General features: G+C 64.4%; 24 protein-coding genes. 8 read left to right on the top strand and 16 right to left on the bottom strand.

What is annotated here, in order from left to right; all coding sequences use genetic code 11:
- Both B1C78_RS02725 and B1C78_RS02720 read right to left on the bottom strand, forming a co-directional pair.
- The coding region (locus B1C78_RS02725; protein ID WP_139349781.1) for a GTP-binding protein at positions 1-1,087 on the bottom strand (1,087 nt) is incomplete at its 3' end.
- Positions 1,088-1,339: 252 nt separating this feature from the next.
- A complete protein-coding gene (locus tag B1C78_RS02720) occupies positions 1,340-1,894 on the bottom strand; it encodes a hypothetical protein (protein ID WP_077277608.1) in 555 nt (184 codons plus the stop codon).
- 159 nt (positions 1,895-2,053) lie between these two features.
- On the opposite strand from B1C78_RS02720, the gene B1C78_RS02715 reads away from it, so the two are divergent.
- Positions 2,054-2,416: a cupin domain-containing protein gene (locus tag B1C78_RS02715; RefSeq protein WP_077277607.1), complete on the top strand. Its 363-nt coding sequence runs from the start codon at positions 2,054-2,056 to the stop codon at positions 2,414-2,416.
- 252 nt (positions 2,417-2,668) lie between these two features.
- On the opposite strand, the gene B1C78_RS02710 is transcribed toward B1C78_RS02715, so the two are convergent.
- On the bottom strand, positions 2,669-3,211 hold the full coding sequence (locus tag B1C78_RS02710) for a hemerythrin domain-containing protein (RefSeq protein WP_077277606.1): 543 nt from the start codon (positions 3,209-3,211) through the stop codon (positions 2,669-2,671).
- 257 nt (positions 3,212-3,468) lie between these two features.
- On the opposite strand from B1C78_RS02710, the gene B1C78_RS02705 reads away from it, so the two are divergent.
- On the top strand, positions 3,469-5,370 hold the full coding sequence (locus B1C78_RS02705; RefSeq protein WP_077277605.1) for a DUF294 nucleotidyltransferase-like domain-containing protein: 1,902 nt from the start codon (positions 3,469-3,471) through the stop codon (positions 5,368-5,370).
- 5 nt (positions 5,371-5,375) lie between these two features.
- The gene (locus B1C78_RS02700; RefSeq protein ID WP_077277604.1) at positions 5,376-6,098 is read left to right on the top strand and encodes a 3'-5' exonuclease; all 723 of its coding nucleotides are present in this window, start codon (positions 5,376-5,378) and stop codon (positions 6,096-6,098) included.
- A gap of 298 nt (positions 6,099-6,396) precedes the next feature.
- On the opposite strand, the gene B1C78_RS02695 is transcribed toward B1C78_RS02700, so the two are convergent.
- From B1C78_RS02695 to speA, 6 genes are all read right to left on the bottom strand, one after another.
- The gene (locus B1C78_RS02695; protein ID WP_077277603.1) at positions 6,397-8,058 is read right to left on the bottom strand and encodes a BCCT family transporter; all 1,662 of its coding nucleotides are present in this window, start codon (positions 8,056-8,058) and stop codon (positions 6,397-6,399) included.
- 29 nt (positions 8,059-8,087) lie between these two features.
- Positions 8,088-8,513, bottom strand: a complete 426-nt coding sequence (locus B1C78_RS02690) for a universal stress protein (RefSeq protein ID WP_077277602.1) — start codon at positions 8,511-8,513, stop codon at positions 8,088-8,090.
- 383 nt (positions 8,514-8,896) lie between these two features.
- Entirely contained in the window at positions 8,897-9,871 is a 975-nt protein-coding gene (locus B1C78_RS02685) for a porin (RefSeq protein WP_077277610.1), read from the bottom strand.
- A 372-nt stretch (positions 9,872-10,243) separates the two neighbouring features.
- Positions 10,244-10,489, bottom strand: a complete 246-nt coding sequence (locus B1C78_RS02680; protein WP_077277601.1) for a YcgL domain-containing protein — start codon at positions 10,487-10,489, stop codon at positions 10,244-10,246.
- A complete protein-coding gene (locus tag B1C78_RS02675) occupies positions 10,489-11,262 on the bottom strand; it encodes a hypothetical protein (RefSeq protein ID WP_077277600.1) in 774 nt (257 codons plus the stop codon). The genes B1C78_RS02680 and B1C78_RS02675 overlap by 1 nt, the downstream gene beginning before the upstream one ends.
- A 361-nt stretch (positions 11,263-11,623) precedes the next feature.
- A complete protein-coding gene (speA, locus tag B1C78_RS02670) occupies positions 11,624-13,507 on the bottom strand; it encodes a biosynthetic arginine decarboxylase (RefSeq protein ID WP_077277599.1) in 1,884 nt (627 codons plus the stop codon).
- Positions 13,508-13,614: 107 nt separating this feature from the next.
- Between speA and speE the strand changes: the two genes are divergently transcribed.
- The gene (gene speE / locus B1C78_RS02665) at positions 13,615-14,466 is read left to right on the top strand and encodes a polyamine aminopropyltransferase (RefSeq protein ID WP_077277598.1); all 852 of its coding nucleotides are present in this window, start codon (positions 13,615-13,617) and stop codon (positions 14,464-14,466) included.
- Between the two features lie 63 nt (positions 14,467-14,529).
- Here speE and B1C78_RS02660 read toward each other — a convergent pair whose 3' ends face one another.
- A complete protein-coding gene (locus B1C78_RS02660) occupies positions 14,530-15,333 on the bottom strand; it encodes an ABC transporter permease (protein WP_077277597.1) in 804 nt (267 codons plus the stop codon).
- Positions 15,330-15,950: an ABC transporter ATP-binding protein gene (locus B1C78_RS02655; RefSeq protein ID WP_245795278.1), complete on the bottom strand. Its 621-nt coding sequence runs from the start codon at positions 15,948-15,950 to the stop codon at positions 15,330-15,332. Before B1C78_RS02655 ends, B1C78_RS02660 begins: the two co-directional genes overlap by 4 nt.
- Before the next feature lie 302 nt (positions 15,951-16,252).
- On the opposite strand from B1C78_RS02655, the gene B1C78_RS02650 reads away from it, so the two are divergent.
- The gene (locus B1C78_RS02650; protein WP_175628213.1) at positions 16,253-16,966 is read left to right on the top strand and encodes a nucleoside/nucleotide kinase family protein; all 714 of its coding nucleotides are present in this window, start codon (positions 16,253-16,255) and stop codon (positions 16,964-16,966) included.
- Between the two features lie 58 nt (positions 16,967-17,024).
- On the opposite strand, the gene B1C78_RS02645 is transcribed toward B1C78_RS02650, so the two are convergent.
- Together B1C78_RS02645 and B1C78_RS02640 are read right to left on the bottom strand one after the other, a co-directional pair.
- Positions 17,025-19,052: a CocE/NonD family hydrolase gene (locus tag B1C78_RS02645; RefSeq protein ID WP_077277595.1), complete on the bottom strand. Its 2,028-nt coding sequence runs from the start codon at positions 19,050-19,052 to the stop codon at positions 17,025-17,027.
- Positions 19,049-20,356 (bottom strand): ATP-grasp domain-containing protein, encoded by a 1,308-nt coding sequence (locus B1C78_RS02640; RefSeq protein ID WP_077277594.1) that lies wholly within the window; start codon positions 20,354-20,356, stop codon positions 19,049-19,051. Before B1C78_RS02640 ends, B1C78_RS02645 begins: the two co-directional genes overlap by 4 nt.
- Positions 20,357-20,664: 308 nt before the next feature.
- Between B1C78_RS02640 and B1C78_RS02635 the strand changes: the two genes are divergently transcribed.
- Positions 20,665-20,988, top strand: a complete 324-nt coding sequence (locus B1C78_RS02635; RefSeq protein ID WP_077277593.1) for a hypothetical protein — start codon at positions 20,665-20,667, stop codon at positions 20,986-20,988.
- A gap of 53 nt (positions 20,989-21,041) precedes the next feature.
- On the opposite strand, the gene B1C78_RS02630 is transcribed toward B1C78_RS02635, so the two are convergent.
- The 3 genes from B1C78_RS02630 to B1C78_RS02620 are packed head-to-tail and all read right to left on the bottom strand — an operon-like array spanning position 21,042 to position 23,192.
- On the bottom strand, positions 21,042-22,265 hold the full coding sequence (locus tag B1C78_RS02630) for a MerC family mercury resistance protein (protein WP_077277592.1): 1,224 nt from the start codon (positions 22,263-22,265) through the stop codon (positions 21,042-21,044).
- 43 nt (positions 22,266-22,308) lie between these two features.
- Positions 22,309-22,545 carry an anti-sigma factor family protein gene (locus B1C78_RS02625; protein WP_077277591.1) on the bottom strand — a complete coding sequence of 79 codons (237 nt, stop codon included), beginning with the start codon at positions 22,543-22,545 and terminating at the stop codon, positions 22,309-22,311.
- On the bottom strand, positions 22,542-23,192 hold the full coding sequence (locus B1C78_RS02620; protein WP_077277590.1) for an RNA polymerase sigma factor: 651 nt from the start codon (positions 23,190-23,192) through the stop codon (positions 22,542-22,544). Before B1C78_RS02620 ends, B1C78_RS02625 begins: the two co-directional genes overlap by 4 nt.
- A 345-nt stretch (positions 23,193-23,537) precedes the next feature.
- Between B1C78_RS02620 and B1C78_RS02615 the strand changes: the two genes are divergently transcribed.
- Positions 23,538-24,017: a cupin domain-containing protein gene (locus B1C78_RS02615; RefSeq protein WP_077277589.1), complete on the top strand. Its 480-nt coding sequence runs from the start codon at positions 23,538-23,540 to the stop codon at positions 24,015-24,017.
- A 91-nt stretch (positions 24,018-24,108) separates the two neighbouring features.
- Positions 24,109-24,897, top strand: a complete 789-nt coding sequence (locus B1C78_RS02610) for a methyltransferase domain-containing protein (protein ID WP_077277588.1) — start codon at positions 24,109-24,111, stop codon at positions 24,895-24,897.
- Positions 24,898-24,982: the final 85 nt, after the last annotated feature.

The raw sequence follows: 24,982 nt of genomic DNA, 5'->3' as shown, positions 1-24,982 counted from the left end.
CGCCGCGGCCGGAGACGCGAAACTTGTCCGGATCGTCGGTCTCCTCCACACGCAGCGCCACGTTGTGCTTGAGTTCCTCGAGCAGGCGGTCGCGGATGTTGCGGGACGTGACGTACTTGCCTTCCTTGCCGGCAAATGGCGAGGTGTTCACCTGAAAGGTCATGCTCACCGTGGGCTCGTCCACGGTGAGCGCCCTGAGCGCCTCCACGGACGCCGGGTCACACAGGGTGTCGGAGATGTAGAGTTCGTCCATGCCGGTAAAGGCGATGATGTCGCCGGCCCGGGCCTCGGGCACCTCGACGCGCTCCAGACCCTTGAATCCGAGGATCTGCAGGATGCGTCCGGAGCGCACGTTGCCCTCGCGGTCGATGGCCTTCACCGCCGTGTTGGTCCGCACCTTGCCGCGGGTGATGCGGCCGATGCCGATCAGGCCCTGGTAACTGTTGTAGTCCAGCGACGAGACCTGCAACTGGAACGGCCCCTCGGCATCCACCTGCGGCGGACTTACGTGCTCCACGATGGTTTCAAAGAGCGGCGTCATGTCGCCTTCGGTCACATCCGGGGAGAGACCGGCAAAACCCTTCAGGGCCGAGCAGTACACCACCGGGAAGTCCAGCTGCGCCTCGGTGGCGCCCAGCCGATCAAAGAGATCAAACACCTGGTCCACCACCCAGGTGGGCCGCGCGCCGGGGCGGTCGATCTTGTTCACCACCACGATGGGCCGGAACCCCATGGCGAAGGCCTTGGCGGTCACGAAGCGGGTCTGGGGCATGGGCCCGTCCACCGCGTCCACCAGCAGCAGCACGGAGTCCACCATGGACAGCACCCGCTCCACCTCGCCGCCGAAGTCGGCATGTCCGGGGGTGTCGACGATGTTGATGCGGTAGTCGTTCCAGGTGAGCGCCGTGTTTTTGGCGAGAATCGTGATCCCCCGCTCCTTCTCCAGTTCGTTGGAGTCCATCATGCGCTCGGTCAGATGGGCGCGCTCATCGAACGTCCCGGACTGTTGCAGCAGCTTGTCCACGAGCGTGGTCTTGCCATGGTCCACGTGGGCGATGATGGCGATATTGCGAAGCTTGTCGGTCATACGGGGGAGGCCCTGCCTGGGCGGGTATCGGAAAAAAGGTGCGAGATTATACCCGAGTCACGGGAGAAACGGCGGTATTCCTGGCAGGCCCCTCGACGGCCCGGCATTTCGAGCGGGGGCCGCGAATGAACGCAAATGGATGCAAAACAAGGCCTTATACAAGGGGCCGGATCGTCGTCAGATACTGTAAGCATGCCGGCAGGGTGATTACGTGAGTCCGGCCACGCACGATTCAGTTCTACAGGAGCATTCTCAATGATGCCCGTGGTGTCCATGCCCCCCATGGGCGCCGCCGCCCTCGCCGTAGCCTCTGGCCTGGTTGTAGAGTTCGACCTGGTGGGGCCTCAGCAGGGCGGTCATCTCAAGGTGGTAGCGAAGGTGATTGAAGCGCAGCTCGCCGGTGGCCTCGGCGATCCGGGCGGTGAGCTGACGCAGGCTGTCTTCCGTAATCGTGCGGTTGGCAAACTGCGCGTCGAGTTCGGTCTCAAGTTCCACGATGCGCTCACCCAGCGCCCTGCTGCGCTCGAGCATCTCCTCATAGAGAGCCTGAGTCTCTTGCCGCTGTTCCGCGGAAAGGTGCATCGCGTCCGCCACCTCCAGGGAATGGAGCGGGCCGGGATAGCCGTTGAGTTCGGCAGCCAGCGCGAAGCCCATGCCGCTGCCGGCGCGCAGGCCCTCGATCTGCTCTTGGGAGAGCGCCTTGATGGCACGGTCGGTATGGCCAGCGTAGGAGCTCTGACCGTGGACTACGGAATGGAATCCGAACATGAGGAAAAGTACCAGGATCATCGAGAAAAAGCGGTTCATAAATAACTCCCTTCGCTGTTCTGCAGACGGATGCGGTCTTGCGCATCACAGCCCGATACCTGGACGAGCCGCAGGCTCGACGCTTGATGGTAGCGCCTGCCGGTGCCTACACTCACGGTGCTGTTTGCCGTGCAATAGCCCGGCTCCCGGAGATCCGCCATGATAACCCGCTACGCCGACATCCCTGCCTATGACACCAAAGACGGCTCGAAGATCCGGGAGCTGATGCATCCGGATCAACACGGCAACCACGCCCAGAGTCTCGCGGAGGCGGTTGTAGCGCCCGGGCAGGAGACGCGCCTCCATCGGCACGGGCGCACCGAGGAGATTTACCACATCACCCGGGGCGAAGGCCTGATGCGTCTCGGGGACGAGACGTTTCAGGTATCGGTGGGCGACACCGTCTGCATCGCACCCGGCACACCCCACAACATCCGAAACACGGGTTCCGAACCCCTGCACATTCTCTGCGCCTGCTCGCCGGCGTACAGCCATGATGATACGGAGTTGTTGTCGGGGTAAGGCGGAACCGCGACGCAGAGACGCGAAGGCGCAAAGGAACGCGAAGGGATTCAGGATGTGAGCTACTGGACAAGAAGTGGGGTGAGCGGAACGCTCCCCAAGCACGTGGGTCAGTCTGAACATCCCTGTTGGGGTTCGTCCCTCACCCCAACCTACGAACTCTCGGTTTACAGTTATAAGGCCTTCTTTGCGTTCCTTTGCGCCTTCGCGTCTTTGCGTCGCGGTGGAAGTTGCAGTTGCAGTCGCCGACGGTCACCCGCCCGGAAACGCCACCCCGCGCCGGCGCGCCATGGCCCGACCCAGGCGTTCCAGTTCCCGGCTGTTCAGCAGGCGGGCCGCCAGGGGCAGCACGTGCGTCTCCTCCAGGGCCAGATGCTCCCGGGTCAGACGAACCCACGCCCCGGCTTCAGACAGGGGCCGGACCTCCCCCTCCGCCACCGCCTCCAGATCAATCCGCAGGATCCCCCAGCCCTGCTCGAGCCGCGGATGCTCACCGGCAAGGCGATCAAGGATGGCCGGGATTTTCGCGTCCCAGCCGGAGCGCCCCTCGGCATCGAGAAGCAGGGGAAAGAGGTCGCGATCCTCGTCCGCATGGTGATGGGGCGCGGCGCCGTCGAAGTACGCGAGGATGCGCCGGACTGCGGCTCGCGCCTCCACATCGGCACCGCGACGGGCCAAGTGTCCGGGAAGCCGTTCCAGGGTGTCGAGCCGCTCACGGATACGGTCGTGACAGGCCCGCAGCAGGTTCAGAGGATCGTCGAACCCCGGCGCGGGTGCCTTGAGGAACTCGGGCATTGGTCTCTCCGTGGGACAGCCAGGTCCCGTTAATCCCACTCAATGTATCTCAAATACAATTGCACGGCAGCGTGATCGCACTCGCCGGATGGGTTACCGGTCACCCGCATGTCAGCCCAGCCGTCGCCGTATGCACGGTACGGGAGGTGCCCGTGCTTCGATGGACACCCGTCCCGCATCCCGGCGCGGTTGAACCCGGACGCGTTTCGTGTTGACCTTGGGATCCTTGCCCACGCCAGGTTCAAAGGGTCCACACGATGGAAGCCGAAGTTCGCGAGATTCGTGATCACATGGGCCGGTTTCCGCCCTTCGATACGCTGAGCGACGAACTCCTGGACGAAGTCGCCGCCTCCGTTGAGATCGCCTACTTCAAGGCCGGCGCGCAGATCTTCGACAAGGGGGACACCGTGAGCGCGCTGCCTTACATACGCAGCGGCGCGGTGGAGGTGTACCGCCATACCGGCGAGTTGTTCAACCGCCTGGGCGAGGGCGACATCTTCGGCCAGTTCGCCCTGCTTCGTAACCGCGGCGTGCGCTTTCCGGTCAAGGCCCTCGAGGACACCCTGCTCTACCTGATCCCCGGCGAGATGTTCGAGCGCCTGTGCAGCGAGGACGAGCACTTCGCCGACTTCGTGGAACTGTCCGGTTCCCGGCTCAAGGCGACGGTGGAGCAGAGCGCACGCAGCAACGACATGATGGTCACGCGCGTGCGCCGGCTCATCACCCGCCTGCCCGTGATGATCGAGGAATCCGCCAGCGTTCAGGAAGCGGCGCGGCTGATGACCGCACAGGACGTGTCATCGGTCCTGTTGCTGGCACCGGCCGAGGATACGGATTCCGACCGCGTGTTCACCGACGGCGATGGGAACACCTGGAGCCTGACCGGTATGGTGACGGACAAGGACCTGCGTGAGCGCATCGTTGCCGAAGGTCTTCCGGCGGGCACCCCCCTTTCGGGGGTCAATCACGGCGGGCTCATCACGATCCAGTCGGACGAGTCCGTGTATGAGGCCTTGCTCACCATGCTGCGCAACAACATCCAGCGGCTGCCCGTCCTGCACCGGCGTCGGCCCGTGGGTGTCGTCCACCTGACGGACATCGTTCGCTACGAGACCAACAGCAGCGCCTACGTTGTGAGCAGCATCTTCAACCGCACCTCCGTCAAGGCCCTGGCACGGCTGGGGCCGGACATCCGCGGAGCCTTCGTGCGTATGGTGGACGAAGGGGGCACCTCGCAGATGATCGGCGCGGCCATGTCGAGCATCGGCCGCAGCCTGATGCGGCGTCTCATCGAACTGGCAGAACAGGAGCTGGGGCCTCCCCCCATCCCGTATTGCTTCATGGTGCATGGCTCTCTGGCACGCAATGACCAGTCGGTCATCACCGACCAGGACAACGCCCTGGTGCTCCATGATGCCTTTGAACCGGCCAGACATGATGCCTATTTCAGGGAACTCGCCAGACACGTGAGCGACGGGCTCGACGCCTGCGGTTATCCCTACTGCAAGGGCGGCATCATGGCCACCAATGACCCGTGGCGCCAACCGTTGTCACAGTGGAAGCGCTACTTCGAAGACTGGATCACCCGACCCGATCCGCAACGCCTGCTGCACAGCTCGATCTTCTTCGATCTGGACGCGATCCATGGGGAAGAGCGCTTCGTCGAGGAACTCCAGGATCTGGTGGCCAACCGGGCGCAGTCGAGCCCGTTGTTCCTGGCCGCACTGGCCCGCAACGCCCTGGCCCGCAAGCCGCCGATCGGCATCTTCCGCTCCTTCGTGATGGAAAAGGATGGCAAGCACGACAACACGATCAACATCAAGCGGCGCGGCATAGGGCCCATGAACGACGTGATCCGCGTGCACGCCCTTGCGGCCGGATCACGCCTGCAGAATTCGTTTGAACGCCTGAACGACATCGACCAGGCCGGCATCCTCCCGGCCGGGCAGGCCGACAAGCTGCGCTATGCCCTCGAGTTCATCTCCATCATGCGCCTGCGTCACCAGGCGCATGAGATCAAGCACGACCTCCCCGTGGACAACGCCATCGAACCGGACCATGTGTCCGCCGTCGATCGCCACAATCTCAAGGAGGCCTTCCAGGTGCTGAGCAATGCGCAGGGCTACCTGCGGTTCCGCTATCCCAGCCCCACACGGTAACGCCGATGGCAGGCGAGGCGGACAACAGTGGAGAGAAACTGTCCTGGCACGAGTTCTTCGCAAGGCAGGCACAGGCGTGCACAACCCCCGCCCTGCGGCGCTTTTACGAAGCCGGGCTGCCGACGGAGGACACACCCATCGCCGATGTGCCCCTGCTGGCCCTGGACTTCGAGACCACCGGCCTGGATGCGCGCACGGACGCCATCGTCAGCATCGGCGCGGTGCCATTCGACCTGAAGTCGATACGCCCTGCCCACGGGCGTTACTGGGTGGTGCGCCCCTCGCGCCCGCTGTCCGAGGAGTCCATCGCATTCCATCGCATCACCCACTCCGAAGTACAGAACGCACCGCTCCTGGAGGCCGTCCTGGACGAACTGCTGGACACCCTGGCCGGCCGCGTCATCGTGGTCCACTTTCTGAACATAGAACGGCCCTTTCTGGATGCTGCGGCAAGGACACTGCGGGGTGAGTCCTGCCTGTTCCCGGTCATCGACACCATGGAGCTGGAGGCGCGCCACGAGCGGCAGGGGAGATTTCAACGCATCAAGAAATTCTTCGGTGTCAAACCGGCGTCCATCCGCCTTGCGGACAGTCGGGCCCGTTACGGGCTGCCCGCCTATTCACCCCATCACGCCAAGGTGGACGCCATGGCCACCGCCGAACTGTTCCTGGCCCAGGTGGCACGGCACTACTCGCCGCAGACGCCCCTCTCCGCGTTCTGGTTGTAGCCCGCCGCAACCCTGTTCAACCACGAAGCACACGAAGGCCAGAAAAAGAAAGAGAGAAGACAAGTTTCTCTCGCCAAGAGCGCAAAGTACGCCAAGTAAAATGGGGTCGGGTAGGTTGGGGTGAGCGGCGCGAACCCCAACGCTGTCGGCCAGGTCACTGTTGAATGTTGGGGTTCGTTCCTCACCCCAACCTACCCGATCCCCGGTTTTCTTGGCGTACTTGGCGCTCTTGGCGAGAGAACAATCTTTCTCCAACAAGGCCTTCGTTACCATCACGTGCTCCCTGGTGACCAGCGGGTCAAGGCCGCGGCTCGGAGAGAAGGCCCTTGATGATGGCGTAGCACCCCACCAGCAGCACCAGGGTGAAGGGCAGGCCGGCGGACACCGCGACCGCCTGGAGGGCGGCCAGGCCGCCGCCCAGGAGCAGCGCGATGGCAATGGCCCCCTCGATCACACCCCAGAACACCCGCTGCGGCTTGGGCGCGTCGATCTTGCCACCCGCCGTGATGGTGTCAATCACCAGGGACCCGGAATCCGACGAGGTGATGAAGAACACCAGCACCAGCACGATGCCGACGAACGACGTGATCTCCGTGAGCGGCATCTCGCCCAGCACCATGAAAAGCTGCAGCGCAAGCTCGGACCCCGCTGCCTCCTCTAGCCCCTGCTGCAACTGGTGGATGGCGGTGGTACCGAAGGCCGTCATCCAGAACACGGACACGGCCGACGGGATCAGGAGGACCGAGATCAGGAACTCGCGCACCGAGCGGCCGCGGCTCACGCGGGCAATGAACATGCCCACAAACGGCGACCAGCTGATCCACCACGCCCAGTAGAAGGTGGTCCAGCCCTGGCTGAAGTTGGCGTCGTCGCGTCCGAACGGATTGGACAGAAACGGCAGATAGGCGAGGTAACTGCCCAGGTTCGTAACGAAGCCGGTAGCGATCATGAGCGTCGGGCCGACGAACACGACAAACAGCAACAACAGGAAGGCGAGCATCATGTTGAGCTCGGACAGGCGCTTCACGCCCTTGTCGACGCCGAGCACGATGGACACCACCGCCACGGCGGTGATGCCCGTGATCAGGAGTACCAGCGTGGTGTTGCCCCCACCTATCCCGAACAGATACCCGAGGCCCGATGCCGCCTGCTGCGCACCGATACCCAGTGACGTCGCCAACCCGAACAGGGTGGCGAACACGGCGAGGATGTCGATGACGTGTCCCGGCCAGCCCCAGATGCGTTCGCCCAGCAGCGGATAGAAGATGGAGCGAACGGTGAGCGGCAGGCCCTTGTTATAGGCGAAGATCGCCAGCGACAGCGCGACGATGGCGTAAATCGCCCACGGATGCAGGCCCCAGTGGAAGATGGTGGCGGCCATGGCCAGACGCACGGCTCTGGACGGATCGTCGGCCGCCGCGCCAAGCGGCGCCCAGTCGGTGCGCACCCCGTCATCTCCCACGGCAGTACCGCCCATGGCGGTACCGTAATGAGACAGGGGTTCGGAGACGCCGAAGAACATCAGCCCGATACCCATGCCCGCCGCGAACAGCATGGAGAACCACGACAGCCTGGAGAAGTCCGGCGTGGCGTCCGCGCCACCGATGCGGATACGACCCAGTGGCGAGAAGATCAGCACCACACACATCAGGACGAAGATATTGGCCGCCAGCAGGAAGAACCAGGTCATGTTGGCGTTGATCCAGTTCTTCATGCCGTCGAAGACGGTCGTGGCCTGCTCGGGCAGGGCCAGGGTAAGCACCACGAAGGCGATGATCACCAGCGACGAGATGGCGAACACGGCGCCGTGAATGTCGATGCTGACCCCCAGCGGACTGGCCTGGTAGTTGTCCTGGCCGATCTGGTAATCCGTGTCGATCAGGTTGGCTGCGCCCTCGGGGGCCGGCACGCCGGTGGATCCGGTCGAATGCTCGGCGGACTTGTCGGAGTTGTTTTCCACGAGATCCTCCGTTGTGTTTGAGTAATGGCTCAGCCGGCGCCGGGACGCACGAGGAAGACGGACGCCGCGGTATGCGCGGCCACCTTGCTTCCGTTGGCCGGCATGATGGCGTCGAGGTGCTTGGGCAGGTGCGTGGCCATCACAACCAGGTCGGCACCCACGTCACCAACCGCCTTCACGAGGATGTCATCCAGGTCGGCCACAGGATCGTGGCTGATGTAGACGCGCGTGCACGGAGCCTGCCCGTTGTCCGGCGAATGGCTTCGCGCAAAGGCCTCGAGCTTCTTTCCGTACTCCTCGGGCGTGCGCGCTACGGCGCCGGGCTGGGACGTGGTCACACCCACGTAGCACAGGGCAGCGTCATAGTGCCGGGCCAGATCTCCGGCAACATTGAGCGATTTCTTCAACGCATCCAGGTGGGCAAGATCCACCGGTACCATGATCTTCTTGAACATGTGCGGGGCTCCTCTTCCGGTTTCGGTGTAGCGGGCGTTTGCATGATGAGTGCGACAACGAAGGGTTGATCATCCTCTCAACCCCCCTGTCGCCTCACCCCGACAGTTGCATAAATTCGGCACGGTTTTACAAGAAAACGGCTTATATACGGTACGAACTGCCTGTTGCACGGCTGTTTCTGGATCTCACCAAATGTGAGGTCCAGCCCAACGTAGGCCCGATAAAGCGAAGCGGTATCGGGCGATAGGGCGCCGGACATCGCTGCGCTTTGTCCGGCCTACGATTCTGTTGCATTACCTGAATACTTGAAGCAAGTAGCCTGAAACCTGGTTGCGTCAAATTTATGCAATGATTGGGTCACCCCTCACACCTCACGCATAATTCAGAAGTCGTACCGCAGGCCGCCCAGAAACACCTGGCCGCCGTCGCCTCCAAAGTCCGTCTCGGCCAGCCCGCCGTACTTCTCGGTGATCGCGGCAGTCTCTTCCTCGTAGTAGTACTCCACAAAGAATTTCAGCTGATCATTGAACTGGTGATCCCAGCCGGCATGGAAGATGTTCTCCCCGAACCCCTCGACTTTTGCCACCATGGCCTTGAAAGTGTTCTTGCCCAGCGTGTAACCGACATAGAGGTTCATGGCTTCATTGCCATCAAAGTCCGCCTTGGTATCAAAGACTTCGTACTTTGCGCCGATGTAGAGATTTCCCATGGTGTGCATCAACGATGCGCCGTAGATTCGGGTATCGTTGTCGCCCCCGAGATCATCGATGCCCATGGAGATCGTGGTGTCATTGAAGCCGTAGCTGGCGGTCAGCTGCAGGCGGTCATCGTCGTCGCCGTGATCTTCACTCCAAGCCGCGGAGAACGACAGGCCATTGAAGCCGGGACTGTAGAACGCGATGGTATCGCCGCGCCGAAAGACGGTATGGGTGGCGAATCCGCTGTAATAACTGCTGAACATATCCACCGGGAAAGCGATGGCGTTGTAGTAGGGGAGCCACATCTGGCCATAGGCGAAGGTACCGAAATCGCCGCGCAATCCGATCTGTCCGATCCGAATATCCTGGTCCTGATCCCAGGGGTCCTGAACAGCCTTGTTGGGCAGATCCAGGGGCAGTTCCAGCTGGCCGAACAGTTCCACATTCGGGGTCAGCGCATAATCCGCGTTGAAGCCGATACGCGAGTATGCGTCTCTCAGTGCCGTGTACGAATCCAGTTCGGACGTGTCATCTGGCTGCACCGCTTCCGCGTGTATCCGGGCCGAACCGTAGAAGCTGAAATTGAGGTCGTCTGCGTAGGCAGGAGCGGCCAGGGCCAGCACCGCGGCGGCGGCGATGAGTTGTTTGTGTTGTGACATGTGCATCTCCCTTCCATGACATGGCAAGTTGTCGGGACAAGAGGCGAACACCAACGCATGACGAGATCGTCGCAACTGCTCGGCCCGGAGAATCCAAGTAATGGATGGGATGCATGAACGCACCCCGAGCGGTAACCGGAGAAGGAATTTCGGAATGCCGGAGTCCGGTGCAAGCGGAATTATTGCAATGACCTCCCCGTCAATCCGGGGCAAACGGCATAGCTGATCACCCCGGCGGTGTCCGCTCGCTGCGAGAGGACACCGGTTCACCATACCTCAGCCGGACGACCCATGGCGATAGCAGGCTGTTGAAAAACAGCCTGCTATCGCGAGGCATGGATGCCTTGCTCGCGATTCAAACACGTATGCGGGCTACATCGGCCGCTCGTTGTCCGCGGGCATCTGCAGGTGAAAGCCGCGATCCCGGAGGCTGGCCAGTACGGCCCTCGGATCCTCCTGTGCCAACGCGCGCTCGGGGGTCAGATCAAATTCCAGGGCGAATCGAGGTGCACCGAACACTTGCATCAGTGAATCGGGGATCGCCGCAAAATCGTCCTTTCCGGCCAGGTAGATGTACGTATCCGTCCGGCGACTGCTGCGGTAGACATACACCCGCATTATTCTTCTCCGGCGGGTGGCGATGCGTCGCTGTCCGTGGGATCCGGTGCAACGATCTCTGTATCGGTGTCGGGCTCGGGAATACGCGGCGCCGCACCCTTGACGTCCCAGACATGCATGGATTCCACGTCCCGAAGCCGGTACTCGAAACTCACGGTGCCCTGGCGGGTCACCTGCTGCAGAAACACGCCGAGGCGCGTCACTCCGGCCAGCGTGCCCTCGCGCTCGGCACCACCCGCCGCGATCACCAGGCGCATGCGCTCGCCCACCAGCTGCGGCAGTTCTTCACGCACCGCCTCCCGCCATTCCCGCTCCACTGGGGCAGCCCGCTCCTGCGGCCGAATGCTGCCTGCCGGCGGGAGCGGCCGGATCTGCGCGGGCGTGTAGGGGTGCTCCTCGACCATTGTCAGGGGCTCGCCAAGCTCCTCCTCCATGCGCCGCACCAGTTCCTCGTTGGGGACCTGCACATCCCAGGGGCGCTGTACCGGCATGGGAATCTCCACCGGATGGCCGAGCCGGGCCATTTCCCGCTCGACACGGGCGTCGGCGCCCCCGTACAGGGCGCCCGCCACCACCAGCAGACCGAGGATGCTCAGGGCGAAACCGAACCGGGCCTCGCGCCAGTAGAGCAGCACAAAGGCCAGGGAGACCACCGGCACAAGGTTGATAATCCCCCAGAGAAACTCCCGCCTGAAGCCCGCACGCACCACCAGCAGGTAGCCCAGCAGCACACCCGCAGCACCCGCCACCAGCGCCCATTCCATCAGGTCCATCCCCTACCCCCTCGGTCGGATTGGAACCCAGTATAGCCGCATCAGCCGGCACCTGCGTGTGACGCCTCGTCCAACCCGAAGCCCCTGTTCAACCACGAAGCGCACGAAGCAATGTCCCTGGAAAGGCATTCCTCTCGCAAAGAGCGCCAAGGACGCCAAGAAAAGCCTGATGATCGATAGGGCAGGCCGTGCCCGCCACGCAGGCTCCGGTTGAGGTCCGTTGGCGCCCGCGGGGCGCCCTATCATTGGAGATTTCCTTTGCGTCCTTCGCGGCTTCGCGAGAGAACATATTGTTCTGGGCTTTTCTTCGTGCCCTTCGTGTGCTTCGTGGTTGAAGACGGTTTTCCAGGACCCCCGGCAGCTACTCCTCCAGATAGGTATAGCCGGAAAGCCCCTGTTCCAGTTCACCCAGCACCTGTTCCGCGAGGGACTTGTCCAGGGCGGCCGAGGCCACCTTCTCGCGGTAGGCCCGGGCCAGGGTCTCGGGGTCGAAGTGCACGTAGCGCAGGAGTTCGTCCACGGTGTCGCCGCGCTCCGGGTGTTCCAGTCGATAACCCCCGTCGGGCTCCAGCACCACGTTGATGGAATCCGTGTCGCCGAACAGGTTGTGCAGATCGCCCAGGATCTCCTGGTAGGCGCCCACCAGGAAGATGCCGAGCAGGTAGGGCTCGGCCTCCCGCAGGACGTGCAGGGGCAGACTGGTCTCCACGCCCTCGCCATCCACGTAGCGCTCCACGTGACCATCGGAATCGCAGGTCAGATCCTGAAGCACGGCCCGGCGCACGGGCGGTTCGTCAAGACGGTGCAGCGGCATGATGGGAAAGATCTGCTCGATGGCCCAGACGTCGGGGATGGACTGGAAGACCGAGAAGTTGCAGAAGTACTTGTCCGCCAGCTTCTCGTTGATCTCCTCGCGGATCTCACGGCTCAGACGATGGGCGCTCTCCGCCGCCAGGCGCCGGCAGGTGGCGAAGTAGAGTGCCTCGGCGCGCGCACGCTGGGCGAGATCCAGCACCCCGTGGGTGTACATGGCCTGGACCTCGGACAGCCAGTGGGCCATGTCGTGGTAGACCTCGGTGGGCGCGATGCCCTCGGCATTCTCGTAGAGGCGCCACATGTCCTGGAGGATCAGGGCCTCGTCCTCGGAGGGGGGCAGCAACTCGTCCTGTTCCGGAGCGCGTTCGGTGTCGATGACGTTGGTGACCAGCACCGCGTGGTGCGCGGTGAGGGCCCGGCCCGACTCGGTGAAGATCTGGGGGTGGGGCAGATCGTATTCGGTACAGGTGTTCGCCAGGCTGCGCACGATGTTGTTGGCGTATTCCTGCAGGCTGTAGTTGATGGAGCAGTCGTTGCGCGAGCGGCTGCCCTCGTAGTCCACGCCGAGCCCTCCGCCGGCATCCACCACACGGATATCGGCGCCCAGGCGGCGCAGCTCCGCGTAGAAACGCCCCGCCTCGCTCATGCCGGCCTGGATGTCGCGGATGTTGGCGATCTGGGAACCCATGTGAAAGTGCAGCAGCTGCATGCAATCGAGCATGTCCGCCTCGCGCAGGCGTTCGAGCATGGCCAGCGACTGGCTGGCTGACAGGCCGAACTTGGCCTTCTCGCCCCCTGTGTTCTGCCACTTGCCCTTGCCGATGGACGCAAGACGCACGCGCATGCCGAGCAACGGCCGCACGCCGAGATCGCGCGCCGCCTCCATGACGCCCTCCAGTTCCGAGGGCTTTTCAACGACGATGTAGACCCGCAGGCCCAGCAGACGGCCGATCAGTGCCAGACGCAGGTACTCGCGATCCTTGTAGCCGTTGCACACAATCACGCCGCCCGGGCGCGAGAGCGCCAGCACCGCCATCAGCTCGGGCTTGCTGCCCGCCTCCAGGCCCACCCGATCTCCGCCCTCGCCCAGGATGCGCTCCACCACGCTGCGCTGCTGGTTCACCTTGATAGGGTAGACCACCGTGTAGCCCCCCTCGAAACCTGTCTCCTCCCGCGCCTGGTCGAAGGCCTGGCGCAACCGGCGCACGCGGTCGCTGAGGATGTCCTCGAAGCGGATCAGCACCGGCAGGCTGGAGCGGCCCGACTCACGCAGGGACTGCGCCAGCTCGAAGAGATCCACGCCGGGATGATCGCCGACGCCCGGCACGCGCATGCATACGCGCCCCCGGTCATTGATGTGGAAATAACCGCCGTTCCAGTTGGCGATGTTGTACAGGCTGCGGGCTTGGTCCAGGGTCCAGGCGCTCATGGGAGTCCGGTCGGGTTGAGGGGATTCGGGCGGGCGGGCCGCCGTGGACATGCGAGTTGCTTCCTTTATCATACTGCCTCCACACATCCCGATGGGAGTCGGAACCCATGGCACTGGACAACCACTGGTTCTCGGAGGCCGACAAGGGCCTGGCGCTGTCGCTGCGCATCCGCGAGAAGCTCCACGAGGAACAGACGCCGTTCCAGAAGATCGAGATTTACGAAACCGAGACCTTCGGCACGCTCATGGTGATCGACGGGTTCGTCATGCTCACGGATCGTGACAATTTCATCTATCACGAAATGATGTCCCACCCGGTGCTCTACGCCCATGCGGACCCGAAGAACGTGGTGATCATCGGCGGCGGTGACTGCGGCACCCTGCGCGAGGTGCTCAAGCACCCGGAGGTGAAACAGGCCACCCAGGTGGACATCGACGAACGCGTCACACGCCTGTCCGAGAAATACTTCCCCGAACTCTGCGAGTCCAACGACGACCCGCGTGCGCGGCTGCTGTTCGATGACGGCATCCGCTTCGTGAAGGATGCCGAGCCCGGGTCCGTCGACGTGATCATCATCGACAGCACCGACCCCATCGGTCCGGCCGAGGGCCTGTTTTCCACGGCGTTCTACCGGGACTGCTTCAGGGCCCTGGGTCCGGGCGGGATGCTCGCACAGCAGAGCGAATCACCGCTGCTGCACACGGATTCCATCATCCGGCCCATGCACGACAGCCTGCGCACCGCGGGATTCCTGGACGTGCTGGCCCTGAATTTCCCGCAGTGCACCTACCCCTCCGGCTGGTGGAGCGCCACACTCGCCTGCAAGGACAACACCGTCAGCTTCCGGCGCGAGCAACAGGCCGAGGAGAAACCCTTCGAGACCCTCTACTACAACGCCGCCATCCACCGCGCCGCCGGCGCCTGCCCGGAGTTCTTCCGCCGGAAGCTGTACGGGTGAGAAGCAGGTACAAGGTACAAGGGCAAAGGTACAAGGGGCTGATGCCCTTGTACCTTTGCCCTTTTACTTTTTCCCTGCCTTTAATCTGTCCAGCCTCAACCGCTGACGTTCGTCGAAGAGGCGCTTTGAGCCCAGCCACACGGCACCCAGGGTGCCGAAGCCCGTACCGGCGGTGATCAGGAACATCACCAGGATCTGGTACTTCACCGCCTCCATGGGCGGGGTGCCAGCCAGGATCTGGCCGGTCATCATGCCCGGCAGGCTCACGATCCCCGCTGCCGCCATGGCGTTGATGATGGGCATGAGGCCGCTGCGGGCGGCATCGCGGCGGATGGCGGAGATGGACATGCCCCAGCTGTGACCCATCATCAGGCGGGCCTCGATGACCCGGCGCTGCTGCCAGGCGGTCTGGGTGAGGCGGTCCAGCCCCAGAGCGATGCCCGTCATGGTGTTGCCCAGCAACATGCCGAGCAACGGGATGGCGTACTGGGGTTCCCACCAGGGCGCGGGGCCGATCATGGTGGTGAGCGCCAGCACCGTGACGGCGAACGCGGAGACGAACATGGACGAGGTGCCGATGCCATAGCCCCACCAGCCGGTGAAGCGCCGACCTTGGCGCGCCATGACCTCGTGGCCCGCAACGGCCAGCATCACCAGCGAGAGCAACGCCACCCAGTAAAGCTGGGCATGGTCGAACAGGGTCCTGAGCACGAGGCCGATGAGCAGGAGCTGAATCACCGTGCGCGTACCGGCGATCAACAGGCTGCGGGACAGACCCATCCCGATGCGCGCGGTGAGCGCCGCCAGTGCCACCACCAGCGCGGCGGCCACCGTCAGGTCCAGCGGCGAGAGCGCGATGACGTTCATGCCGCCTCCTCGTGCAGCCCGGTGGCATCAATGACCAGCGAACGCCCGCCGACCCGCTGGCGCTGCAGGGGATCGTGACTCACCCAGAGCGCCGCGGCACCGTTCTCCGAGACATAGTCGCGCACCAGCCGCTCCACCTTGCGGGTATTGGCCGGATCCAGGTTGGCAGTGGGCTCGTCCAGCAACAGCACCCGGGGCCGATTCTCCAGCAGGCGGACCAGCGCCAGCCTCTGGCGCTCGCCGCTGGAAAGCCGCTCCACCTCCCAGTCGCGCACACCCGCCTCGAAGCCCAGTAACCGCAGCATGTCATCACCGGCGCGGGCATCCAGGTGCAGGCCCACGCGCTCTTCCCACCACAGGGGCTCCGCCGGCAGGTAGGCCACCTGCCGGCGCCATTCGGTGGGTGTGATCCTGTCGCGGTCCTCACCATCCAGCAGCACTGTCCCCTGGTTCGGGTCCAGATCGGCAAGGGCCCGCAGCAGGAGTGTCTTGCCAGCGCCCGAAGGCCCGGAGAGCTTGCAGATCTCGCCGGGCAGCAGTCTGAAATCGACGGGGCCCACATGGGCGGTACGCAAGCCGCGAACATCGAGCACGGCTTCTGAGGCATCACGGGACAAGTCGGGCGTTCTCCTCTTATGTGCGGCAATGGGCGATGACCGGCCAAAGGATCTTACGGTATTCACGATGCAGGCGGTCAAACCTGCGGCACGCTGTCCAGATTCCCGCCCCCTCGGGCGCATCTTGCGCCATGAGACGGGGTTGTCACAAAAGGTTCATGAAGGCGCCTCGATGCATTAAGCTTCGGCGAAGAGGACGTACCCGGGCACCCGGGCGTGCAACCGGGAAAGAGGTCCAACGTGAAACAACAACGGATGCGCCGCTTTGGCGCAGTGCCTGCGCGCATGGATCGGGGCGGTCGATGAACAGGCCGCGCCCGCCGCTGGTGGCCGAGTTCGTGGGTTTTCCAGGTGCGGGGAAGACCACCGTTGCCAAGCGCGCCGTGCACAGCCTGCGCGCCCGCAAGGAAATCGACCCCTTCTTCTATAGCAAGGACGGGAAGTTGTCCCCGGGGACCCGCGACCTGGTCACAGGTCTGGCCCTCGCCGCACGGGCGGCCGGTCGGTTCCTGCTCACCGCCGTTCCGACCCAGGGTCTGCGCCAGATGCGCCGCGCCGCGGACGTTCTCGACAAGGTGCTCATTGCCCGCCGCGTTCGACGCACGCTGCAGGAACACTCCCTCGTTCTTTTCGACCAGAACATCATGCAGAAGCTCTACCTGGTACATGAAGGCGACCGGCCGCCCCCGGAAGACCTGATCGCCATGCTGGAACTGCTGCACGATGACCTCGCCGACATCCATGTGTTTATCGACACGCCGCCCGAACTGGCAGCACAGCGATGCGTTGCCCGCGCCAAGAAGAGCCTGCAACGATTCTACCGGGGGTGGAGCATCGAGCGCGTCAGCGACCTCTATCGGGAACAGTACGAGGCGCTGGATTCAATGGCCCGATGGCTGCAGGAGCAGCCGCACACGACGGTGATCCGCCTCGACGGCACCGGCAAACCGGAAAAACTGGGCGAGGAACTCGCTCGCCGGCTCGCCGAGCTGCTTGGAGAGCGGCAGTCGCAGTAGCAGGGTGGTGAACCGGTGTTGAGTCCCGTGGCCCGGATTTCGCGATGCTTCATCCGGGCTACACCAAATCCCTCGGTATGGACACATCCCAGTTTCGGGAGAACACCCGCCGCTCTCCCTCGTAGGCATCGAGCTGGGCATGGATGCGGAACTGCTCCGGGGTCGAGGTCAGCACCGTGCGAGTCACCGTGCGCACCCGCCAGTCGCCGCGACGGAACCCCCGCTCCCAGAGGGTCTCGCCGCGCACCGAGTTAAAATCGTCGGCACGATAGCTGTACCACTCCAGGGCCTTGCGCTGCATCTCCATGCCGAGGGACTCCAGCAGCACCGTGCCGTGGTCGTTGATCACCTCCAGCGTGGAGACATCCTCTGCGAGGTCACGAATCACCCGCCAGTTGTGGTGCTGCGGCGTGAGCTGGCGGATCTCCGTGGACAGGGGGGCGCCCTCCGGTGGCGCGAAACCGATACGTGCATCCGCCTCGTCGCGGCGCGGACGGACCGGCAGCAACAGGCGGCTCGCACCCATGGTGACGGTGAGTCGCGCAGGGGTCGGCGCGGGCCATGCCAGGGGCCAGTAGGACGTGGAGACGGACAGGCGCAGGCGGTGACCCTCGGGGAAGGCCTGGGCCACGTCGTTGAACTTCACCCGCACCGAATACTGCCGGCCCGGTTCCATGGGTTTCGGCTCCCCGGACCCGTCCCGGTGGGTAAGATTGAGCAGGCCGTAGGTGATGCGCGTGGCCTTGTCGTCGGGGGCGACATCGGAGAGCCGCACGGCCACCATGGCCACCGGCCGATCCACGCGCAGGCGCAGTTCCAGCACGGCAGCGCCCAGGATCTCCAGGGGCGCCTGCAGGGGCGCGCTGGTGAACACCAGCGCGCCGCCGTCCTCCTCGCGCTGGTCGTGGGGCAGGTCGGGGGTGGCGGCGTAGGAGCACCACTTGCCCGCGAACAGGCCCACGCTCAGGGGGGATTGCACGGTCATCTCCCGCTCCGGCACGGAGGTGGACTCCGGCTCCAGCGTACCGGGCCAGGCGAGCGTCAGCGCCCTCTGCTCGCCGTCGGGTGAAGGCCAGGACGGCTCCCCCACCCAGCGGCCCGGGCGCTCGTGGTAGTAGGTCGTGGGAGGTACGCTGTCCTGCATCCAGGCCCGCAGCATGGGCTCGTCCATGATGCCGGTCTCCCTTCCCTTGAGCCAGTGATCCCACCAGCGCAGGCACTCCTGCAGAAAACCGATGGCCGGTCCCGGCACCCCCTGGTGGGGGTACTTGTGGCTCCAGGGCCCGATCAGCCCCAGCCGCGGCACCCGCAGATTGGCCAGCAGGCGGAACACCGCGTTGGAATAGCCGTCTGCCCAGCCGCTCACCGCCATGACCGGACACTGCACGGCGGAGAAGTCCTCACAGATGGAACCGTGCCTCCAGTAGTCGTCCCGGCGCTGATGGCGCAGCCATTTCTCAAGCCACAATCCGCTGCCCTGAAGGCGTTCGAACCACATCTCGCGCCAGCGCTCACCCACGAGTTCAGGGTCCGGCGGCAGGGAGTTGTAGGCAAACATGGTGGAGGCCCAGGAGAGGTTGTCCCCAAGCAGGCAGCCGCCCATGTGGTGTACGTCGTCGGCATAGCGGTCGTCGGTGGAACACACGCTCACCACGGCCTTGAGCCGGGGCGGGCGCATTGCGGCGATCTGCAGACCGTTGAAACCGCCCCAGGAGATGCCGATCATGCCCACCTCGCCGCTGCACCAGGGCTGCCCGGCCAGCCAGCGGATCACCTCCACCCCGTCGTCCAGCTCCTGTTGCAGGTACTCGTCCTCGAGCACGCCTTCGGAATCGCCGCTGCCGCGCAGGTCCACACGCAGGCAGGCGTAGCCGTGGCCGGCGAAGTAGTGATGCATGACATCATCCCGCGCGCGGGTGGAGTCCCGCTTGCGGTAGGGAATGTACTCCAGGATGGCGGGTACCGGCTCTCCCTCCGCCCCCTTGGGGCGCCACAGCCGCGCCGCCAGGCGGATCCCGTCAGACATCGGGATCCACAGGTGCTCCACCACTTCCACCCGGTGCGGCAGGTCCGTCACGGTCTTCATGAGCCGGTATGCTCCAGCGCCTCGAACGCCAGCGGCAGGCGCGCCATCACGCGCTCATACTTCTGCTCCAGTTCCTCGGGGGTTTCAGCGCCCACGAACACGGTGGCCACCTCGTAGGTGTAGCTGTCCTGGTAGCGCAACTGGGAGAGCCGCATACCCTCGTCCACGTCCACCTGAATGACCACCCCGGGGATCCCCGCCTCCACCGCATCGATCTCCGCCCGGGTCGGGGCACGCACCACGCGGGCGTCCTCATGGCGGCGCACCATGAACTTGGCGGCCCAGGCATAGGGGCCCTCCCGGTGAGGCATGACCGGCTCGCGCCCGAGCCCCAGGTGGATCATCACCTGATGGTGATAGCAGCCGTCCACCATGCGGAACAGCGGTGCATGGGACTTGGAGATGCGCGTGTTGATCTCCAGGAGCCAGATGTTGTCGGTATCCTCCTCCCAGTAGAACTCGATGTTGAAGGGCCCATCGTCGTAACCGATGCGCCGAATCACCCGGGACACGATGTCCCCCATGCGCGCCTGAACCGGTTCCGGCAGCGTGGAGGGATACTGGTAGCGTGAGAACGAGGAGCCCGCGGCCCCCTCGCGCAGCGAGTCCACCACCCCGTAGATGCGCACCTCGCCGCGCCAGGCGTACCCCTCCAGTGTGCACTGGCGACCGGCGGAGATCAGCGATTCGGCGATGCAGCGGTTGCCGTCCACCGCCGCCACCTCCGGCGGCAGCGTGGCATGCTCCAGCACGACGTTGAAAGGGTCCCCGAAGCGGCCGATGCCGGCGCGGATGCGCTCGATGGCACGGCGGAAGTCATCAGCATCCTCCACCCGGAACCCCAGATAGGAGAGCACCGCTTTGACGGGCTTGATCCAGAAGGGGAAGTCGATGGTCACACCGGCCAGGGGATCGTCGGCGAAGGGATCCACGGCACAAAAGGCGGGGATGTGCCGGGGCACCACCTGCGCCTGTTCCAGGCGGCTCCAGTACTTGTGTTCGCACTTGAGCACGCTTTCCAGCGTCGGCCCCGGCAGCCCCACAGCACCGCGCAGAATGGGCAGCACGGTGCTGACCGGAAAGTCCCAGTAACCGACCACGGCGTCCACACCTCCGGGAAAGTGCCTCAGTCGTTCGGCGCCGTCCTCAAGGAGGCGCTCCACAGGAAAGCGGTCGCTGTCCTTGAGTTCTTTGTGGGTAAACAGGGGGTGAAAGACATAGTCCTCGGCGCCTGGGAGCGTGCGCAATTGAGCGAGATGGAAATCGTCGAGGCCGACGACGAAGATATTGCGCATGCCAGGCATGGAACCCCGCCCCTAGCCCGCATATCTCACCGGTCGGACACCGGCGGGCGCGCAACAGGCTGAAACATAAGTGGAATACATTGAAATGATCGGCAACCTTAGCATGACAGTCTGTTCCCGCCGGAGTCCTATCGCGGCTCATGAGACCAAACCGCCTGTCATGGGCCCATCAGAACATCCGCCCCTTGCAGTTTCAACCCTTCGTCCCGGTCCGGAAAGTGAAGCGGATGCGTCGCCGGCAAGGCCCGAAGAATGGGATTTGCCGCTACACTTGCGGGCCCGGATTGGCCCGAGCGAGGCAGCCCGACGTGTCCGACGATATCGATCGATCATCCAGAGACGACATCATCCGGGAGGCGGTGCTCATCGATCCGCCCGGCGGCGAATCACTGCGGCTGCGTTTCTACGGCCCCTTCGAGGGGCGGGAGGTGCTCTGGATCGCCACCTTCCACGCATTGGGCAGCGATGGGCGGGGCGGCGCCAACTTCATCCACGTGGGCGAGGAGACCCCGGAAGGCATGACTCTGTCCGTGGGCCTACCCGTAGCCCGGATCGACCTCCCCACCATACGCAACGCGGTGATCATGATTCGCCGCTACAAGCGCCTGCGCCGGGGACGGCACGAGTGGTGATACGCGGACACTGCGCCGTGCGGGTTAACCCGCATATCTCACCGGGTTAAGGCCTACGCGGCCTCGAGACCAAGCACCTGCGTCTGCACGCGACGGCGCAGGCGCAGGTCCCAGAACGCGGCAGCAGCGAGCAGCACGAAGCCCGCGAGTTCAACCACCATGCTGTAGTCGACGAACAGGGCGTAGAGGATGACACCGGCCCCCGCGACTGCGGGAACCGACGGCCCCGGACTTCGGTGGCGGCGCATGCCGGCAACCACCGCGATAGCGGCCAGCACGGCAAAGAGCGCGATCGCACCGGCCCAAAGGCCCTCATCCAGCGCCAGCCCGATGCCCAGCACCCCCAACAGGGCCAGGGCCGCCAGGGTCCCGTAGCAGACCACCAGGGCTGCCGCCAGGCTCGCCATACCCAGGAAACCGCGCCGCCACATGGATTTCAGCCAGCGCGCCGGGTTCATGCGCTTGAGCCACTGAACAAGCGGCGAGGGCGCGCGCGCACCGCGGCGCATGCCGAGTTCCAGGGAGCGCGCATCGAAGCTGGCCGCTACCTCGCGGGTCTGTTCGCTGGGGCTGTGCGAGAAATAATCCAGTTCCCGCACGACCTCAACGTCCTCGAATCCGGCGTCGCGGAACATGGTGAGCAGATCCTCGTCCACCGTGGCGCCCACCACACATTCCACCCACAGACGCGGGTCCTCGTGGCAGTCGACGGTCACGGGGCGCCGTATCACCACATCCGCGAGCTGCACCCGGCCGCCCGGGCGCAGGACACGAAACATCTCGGAAACGGCGCGGCGCTTGTCCGGCACCAGGTTGAGTGCGCCGTTGCTGGTGATGCTGTCCACGCTCGCATCGGCCAGCGGCAAGCGCTCCGCGCTGGCCTGCACCACGCTGACGTTGTCGATGCCGGACTCGCTGACCGCGGACTTGAGCTTGCGCGTCATCGCGGGGGTGAGATCCAGGGCCACCACGTGCCCTTCGGGCCCCGCGATCCGGCTGGCGATGACGGCGTCGTTTCCCGCGCCCGCGCCGATGTCGAGCACCGTGTCGCCACGGCGCACCGCTTCCGCACGAAAGGGATAACCAACGCCGGCAAAGGATTCCCGGATCGCGCCGGGCAGGGTATCGACCTGCTCGGGCGGATACCCGAGGGTGCGGCAGGCGTCATCGCCCACGGGGAAATGGAAATGGGACAAGGGGGCATCGGCCACGGCGGTATACATGTCCTTCACCGCCGTGAAGATCTGTTCACGCGAATATCCGAGTATCGCCACCATGGCAAGGTCCCTCCCCCTTGCCTGGCAACCCTAGAACAAAACGTCAGTATTGATCAAGCAACCCCTTGATCCTGCGGTGCAGGCTGTCCGGCGCCTTCGCCCTGGCCGAAGCCCGGATGCGTTCGCGCAGCCTCTTCTCGAATTCGGCGCGACTGAAACAGTCGCGACAGCGCTCGAGATGCCGGTCGATGGCGGCGCTGTGGACGTGATCGAGCTCACCGTCCAGATAAGTGAACAGTTGCTCGATCACCTCCTCGCAGCTGAGCTTGTCTTCGCTCATGTCGACTCTCCGGCGCCGCCGTCAGATGGGCGGCGACCATGAACCAGGCCGGCCTCGGAGGCCTGATGCCAGAGCGCCTTCTGCAACAGCGCGCGCCCCCTGCTCAGGCGGGAGCGCACGGTGCCGACAGGTATCTCAAGCAACGCGGAAACCTCCTCGTAGGTATAACCCTGAACCTCCACCAGGACGATCACCACGCGAAATCCGTCCGGCAATGCATCCAGCGCCTTTTGCAGGTCCTCCTGCAGCACATCATTGAGGAACTCCTGCTCCGGCGTGCCCCACCAGAGCAGGAACGGCTGGTGCAACTGCTGGAACAGGGAGAACCCCCCGGCGTCGGAGGTTTCCACGGCCTCGCGTTCCACCTCGTCCCGGGTCTTTCGCCGCCGCCACAGGCTGACGAACGAGTTGTTCAGGATGCGGAACAGCCACCCTTCCATGGACTCGAGGTCACGCAGGTCGTCCAGCTTTGACCACGCCTTGCTGACCGCCTCCGCGACCACGTCCTCTGCGTCGTCCGGATTGCCGGTCAGCCTGAGCGCCGTGCCGTATAACCGGTCCATGAGACGAACCACCTCCTGCTCGAACAGTGCCCGCCGCTGTTGTCGATCGTCTGTTCCCTGCCCGCCTGATCCTGGATCCGGCATGCTGTCCCCCGCACGTCATCTCCTGGATTCGTGACCGCGTACACGCCGTCCGCCCGGCGACACGATCTCTGAGAGACTGCTCTGTCCTCCATGATGGGTGATCCCCGGCGAGGAATCCACAAGACCCCGGCGGCAGCGGATCCGGTGCCTGTGGCACCTTCCGCAGCGCAAGGACGCGTGAGCTCCGGAAAAGGTTCCCGGTCGGCGGCACCCGACGTTTTTTTTGCCAAACACCTCAAGAAATCCACGCTCGCGGGAACCCTCCGCCGACCCATGCGTCCTTGGGTCACCAGGACACGCCTGGTATTCGAATCTCAAGACAGAGACAACGAGGAGGGTAGAGTGATGAACAAGACAGGTATCTTTCTGGCTGTGACCGCACTGACACTGGGCGCCTCGGGTGCCGCCTGGGCGGGGGCTCCGTACCAGGGGGACGGTAGTCCCTTGCTCATGGACCCATCGGAGTTGCAGTGGTCGGAGGTTGCATCCATGGCTCCCGGCGCACGCATCGCCGTGATCGAGGGAAATCTGGGAGCCGAGGAGCCGTTTACATTCCGGCTCAAGCTTCCGGAGAACTACCGTGTCGACCCCCATGTGCATCCGGCGTACGAACGGGTGACCGTGCTGTCCGGCACGTTCCACTTCGCGCATGGCGACACATTCGACCGCAACAACACCACGGCGCTGCCCGCCGGCGGCGTTGCCATCATGCCGCCGGGCGCCCCCATGTTCGGATACACCGAGGAGGAAACCGTCATCCAGCTTCACGGGACGGGTCCCTGGGGGATCGAGTACGTCAACGACGAAGACGACCCTCGCAACTAACAGGGGACCAGGCCCGGTCGGCACCTTACGGTGCCGGCCGGCGCCTGATCCGCAATCATCAAAGAACAGTAAGGGATGGAGGAACACAATCATGCAGATGAGAGCAACCAAGACCGACGAGGCCGTTGACCGCAAGGCACTGGAGCACAAGGTCAAGGAGATGTACCAGCGTGTCGCCGAAGCGCCTGACGGCGAGTTTCACTTCGAGATGGGCCGCCAACTTGCCGAAAGGCTGGGTTATCCGACAGCCGATCTTGACCGTATCCCCGCGCAGTCCGTGGATTCGTTCGCCGGCGTCGGCTATCACATGGATCTGGCCGACATCCGGCCCGGTGACGTGGTGCTGGATCTGGGCAGCGGATCCGGCATGGACACCTTCATCGCGGCCCTCAAGGTGGGGCCCCAAGGCCGCGTGCTGGGACTGGACATGACCGAGGCCCAGCGGGAGAAGGCGAAACGCCTGGCAAGGGCCGCGGGCATCGACAACGTCTCCTTCCACGAGGGCTACATCGAGGACCCGCCGTTTGATGACCACAGCGTGGACGTGATCATCAGCAACGGCGTGATCAACCTGTCAGCCGAGAAGGATCGGGTGTTCGCTGCCGCCGCCCGGCTGCTCAAGCCCGGCGGACGCCTGGCCCTCTCGGACATCGTGACCGAGAAGCCGCTACCCGAAGAGGTCAAGTGTGATGCGACACTGTGGGCCGCCTGCATCGGAGGCGCCTTGCAGGAGGATGACTACCGGTCTGCCATCACGGCGGGTGGACTGAAAGTGGCCAAGGTGCGCGAGAATCCCCAGTACGGATTCCTCACCGACTCGGCCAACGGCGCCAGCAAGACCTGGGGTGTGAAGAGCGTTTCACTGCTCGCCACACGCTGATCGTGAATCAGGGGCCGGCCCATGCAGTTTGGGCCGGCCCCTTCGTTCACTAGCCCGCATATCTAACCGGGATCGCGGGAGCAGG

The organism is Thioalkalivibrio denitrificans, assembly GCF_002000365.1.
Taxonomy (GTDB): Bacteria; Pseudomonadota; Gammaproteobacteria; order Ectothiorhodospirales; family Ectothiorhodospiraceae; genus Thioalkalivibrio_A; species Thioalkalivibrio_A denitrificans.
Note: the sequence above shows the minus strand (reverse complement) of the source record. Positions and strands in the feature narration are given on the sequence as shown.

Coding starts and splice junctions, on each gene's coding strand:
- B1C78_RS02690 (WP_077277602.1), bottom strand. CDS start 8,513: ATGTTCAAGAAGATCATGGTACCGGTGGATCTTGCCCACCTGGATGCG.
- B1C78_RS02715 (WP_077277607.1), top strand. CDS start 2,054: ATGATAACCCGCTACGCCGACATCCCTGCCTATGACACCAAAGACGGC.
- B1C78_RS02610 (WP_077277588.1), top strand. CDS start 24,109: ATGCAGATGAGAGCAACCAAGACCGACGAGGCCGTTGACCGCAAGGCA.
- B1C78_RS02650 (WP_175628213.1), top strand. CDS start 16,253: ATGAACAGGCCGCGCCCGCCGCTGGTGGCCGAGTTCGTGGGTTTTCCA.
- B1C78_RS02620 (WP_077277590.1), bottom strand. CDS start 23,192: ATGCCGGATCCAGGATCAGGCGGGCAGGGAACAGACGATCGACAACAG.
- B1C78_RS02675 (WP_077277600.1), bottom strand. CDS start 11,262: ATGGACCTGATGGAATGGGCGCTGGTGGCGGGTGCTGCGGGTGTGCTG.
- B1C78_RS02645 (WP_077277595.1), bottom strand. CDS start 19,052: ATGAAGACCGTGACGGACCTGCCGCACCGGGTGGAAGTGGTGGAGCAC.
- B1C78_RS02615 (WP_077277589.1), top strand. CDS start 23,538: ATGAACAAGACAGGTATCTTTCTGGCTGTGACCGCACTGACACTGGGC.
- B1C78_RS02660 (WP_077277597.1), bottom strand. CDS start 15,333: ATGAACGTCATCGCGCTCTCGCCGCTGGACCTGACGGTGGCCGCCGCG.
- speE (WP_077277598.1), top strand. CDS start 13,615: ATGGCACTGGACAACCACTGGTTCTCGGAGGCCGACAAGGGCCTGGCG.
- B1C78_RS02630 (WP_077277592.1), bottom strand. CDS start 22,265: ATGGTGGCGATACTCGGATATTCGCGTGAACAGATCTTCACGGCGGTG.
- B1C78_RS02710 (WP_077277606.1), bottom strand. CDS start 3,211: ATGCCCGAGTTCCTCAAGGCACCCGCGCCGGGGTTCGACGATCCTCTG.
- B1C78_RS02700 (WP_077277604.1), top strand. CDS start 5,376: ATGGCAGGCGAGGCGGACAACAGTGGAGAGAAACTGTCCTGGCACGAG.
- B1C78_RS02680 (WP_077277601.1), bottom strand. CDS start 10,489: ATGCGGGTGTATGTCTACCGCAGCAGTCGCCGGACGGATACGTACATC.
- B1C78_RS02705 (WP_077277605.1), top strand. CDS start 3,469: ATGGAAGCCGAAGTTCGCGAGATTCGTGATCACATGGGCCGGTTTCCG.
- B1C78_RS02640 (WP_077277594.1), bottom strand. CDS start 20,356: ATGCCTGGCATGCGCAATATCTTCGTCGTCGGCCTCGACGATTTCCAT.
- speA (WP_077277599.1), bottom strand. CDS start 13,507: ATGAGCGCCTGGACCCTGGACCAAGCCCGCAGCCTGTACAACATCGCC.
- B1C78_RS02720 (WP_077277608.1), bottom strand. CDS start 1,894: ATGAACCGCTTTTTCTCGATGATCCTGGTACTTTTCCTCATGTTCGGA.
- B1C78_RS02625 (WP_077277591.1), bottom strand. CDS start 22,545: ATGAGCGAAGACAAGCTCAGCTGCGAGGAGGTGATCGAGCAACTGTTC.
- B1C78_RS02685 (WP_077277610.1), bottom strand. CDS start 9,871: ATGTCACAACACAAACAACTCATCGCCGCCGCCGCGGTGCTGGCCCTG.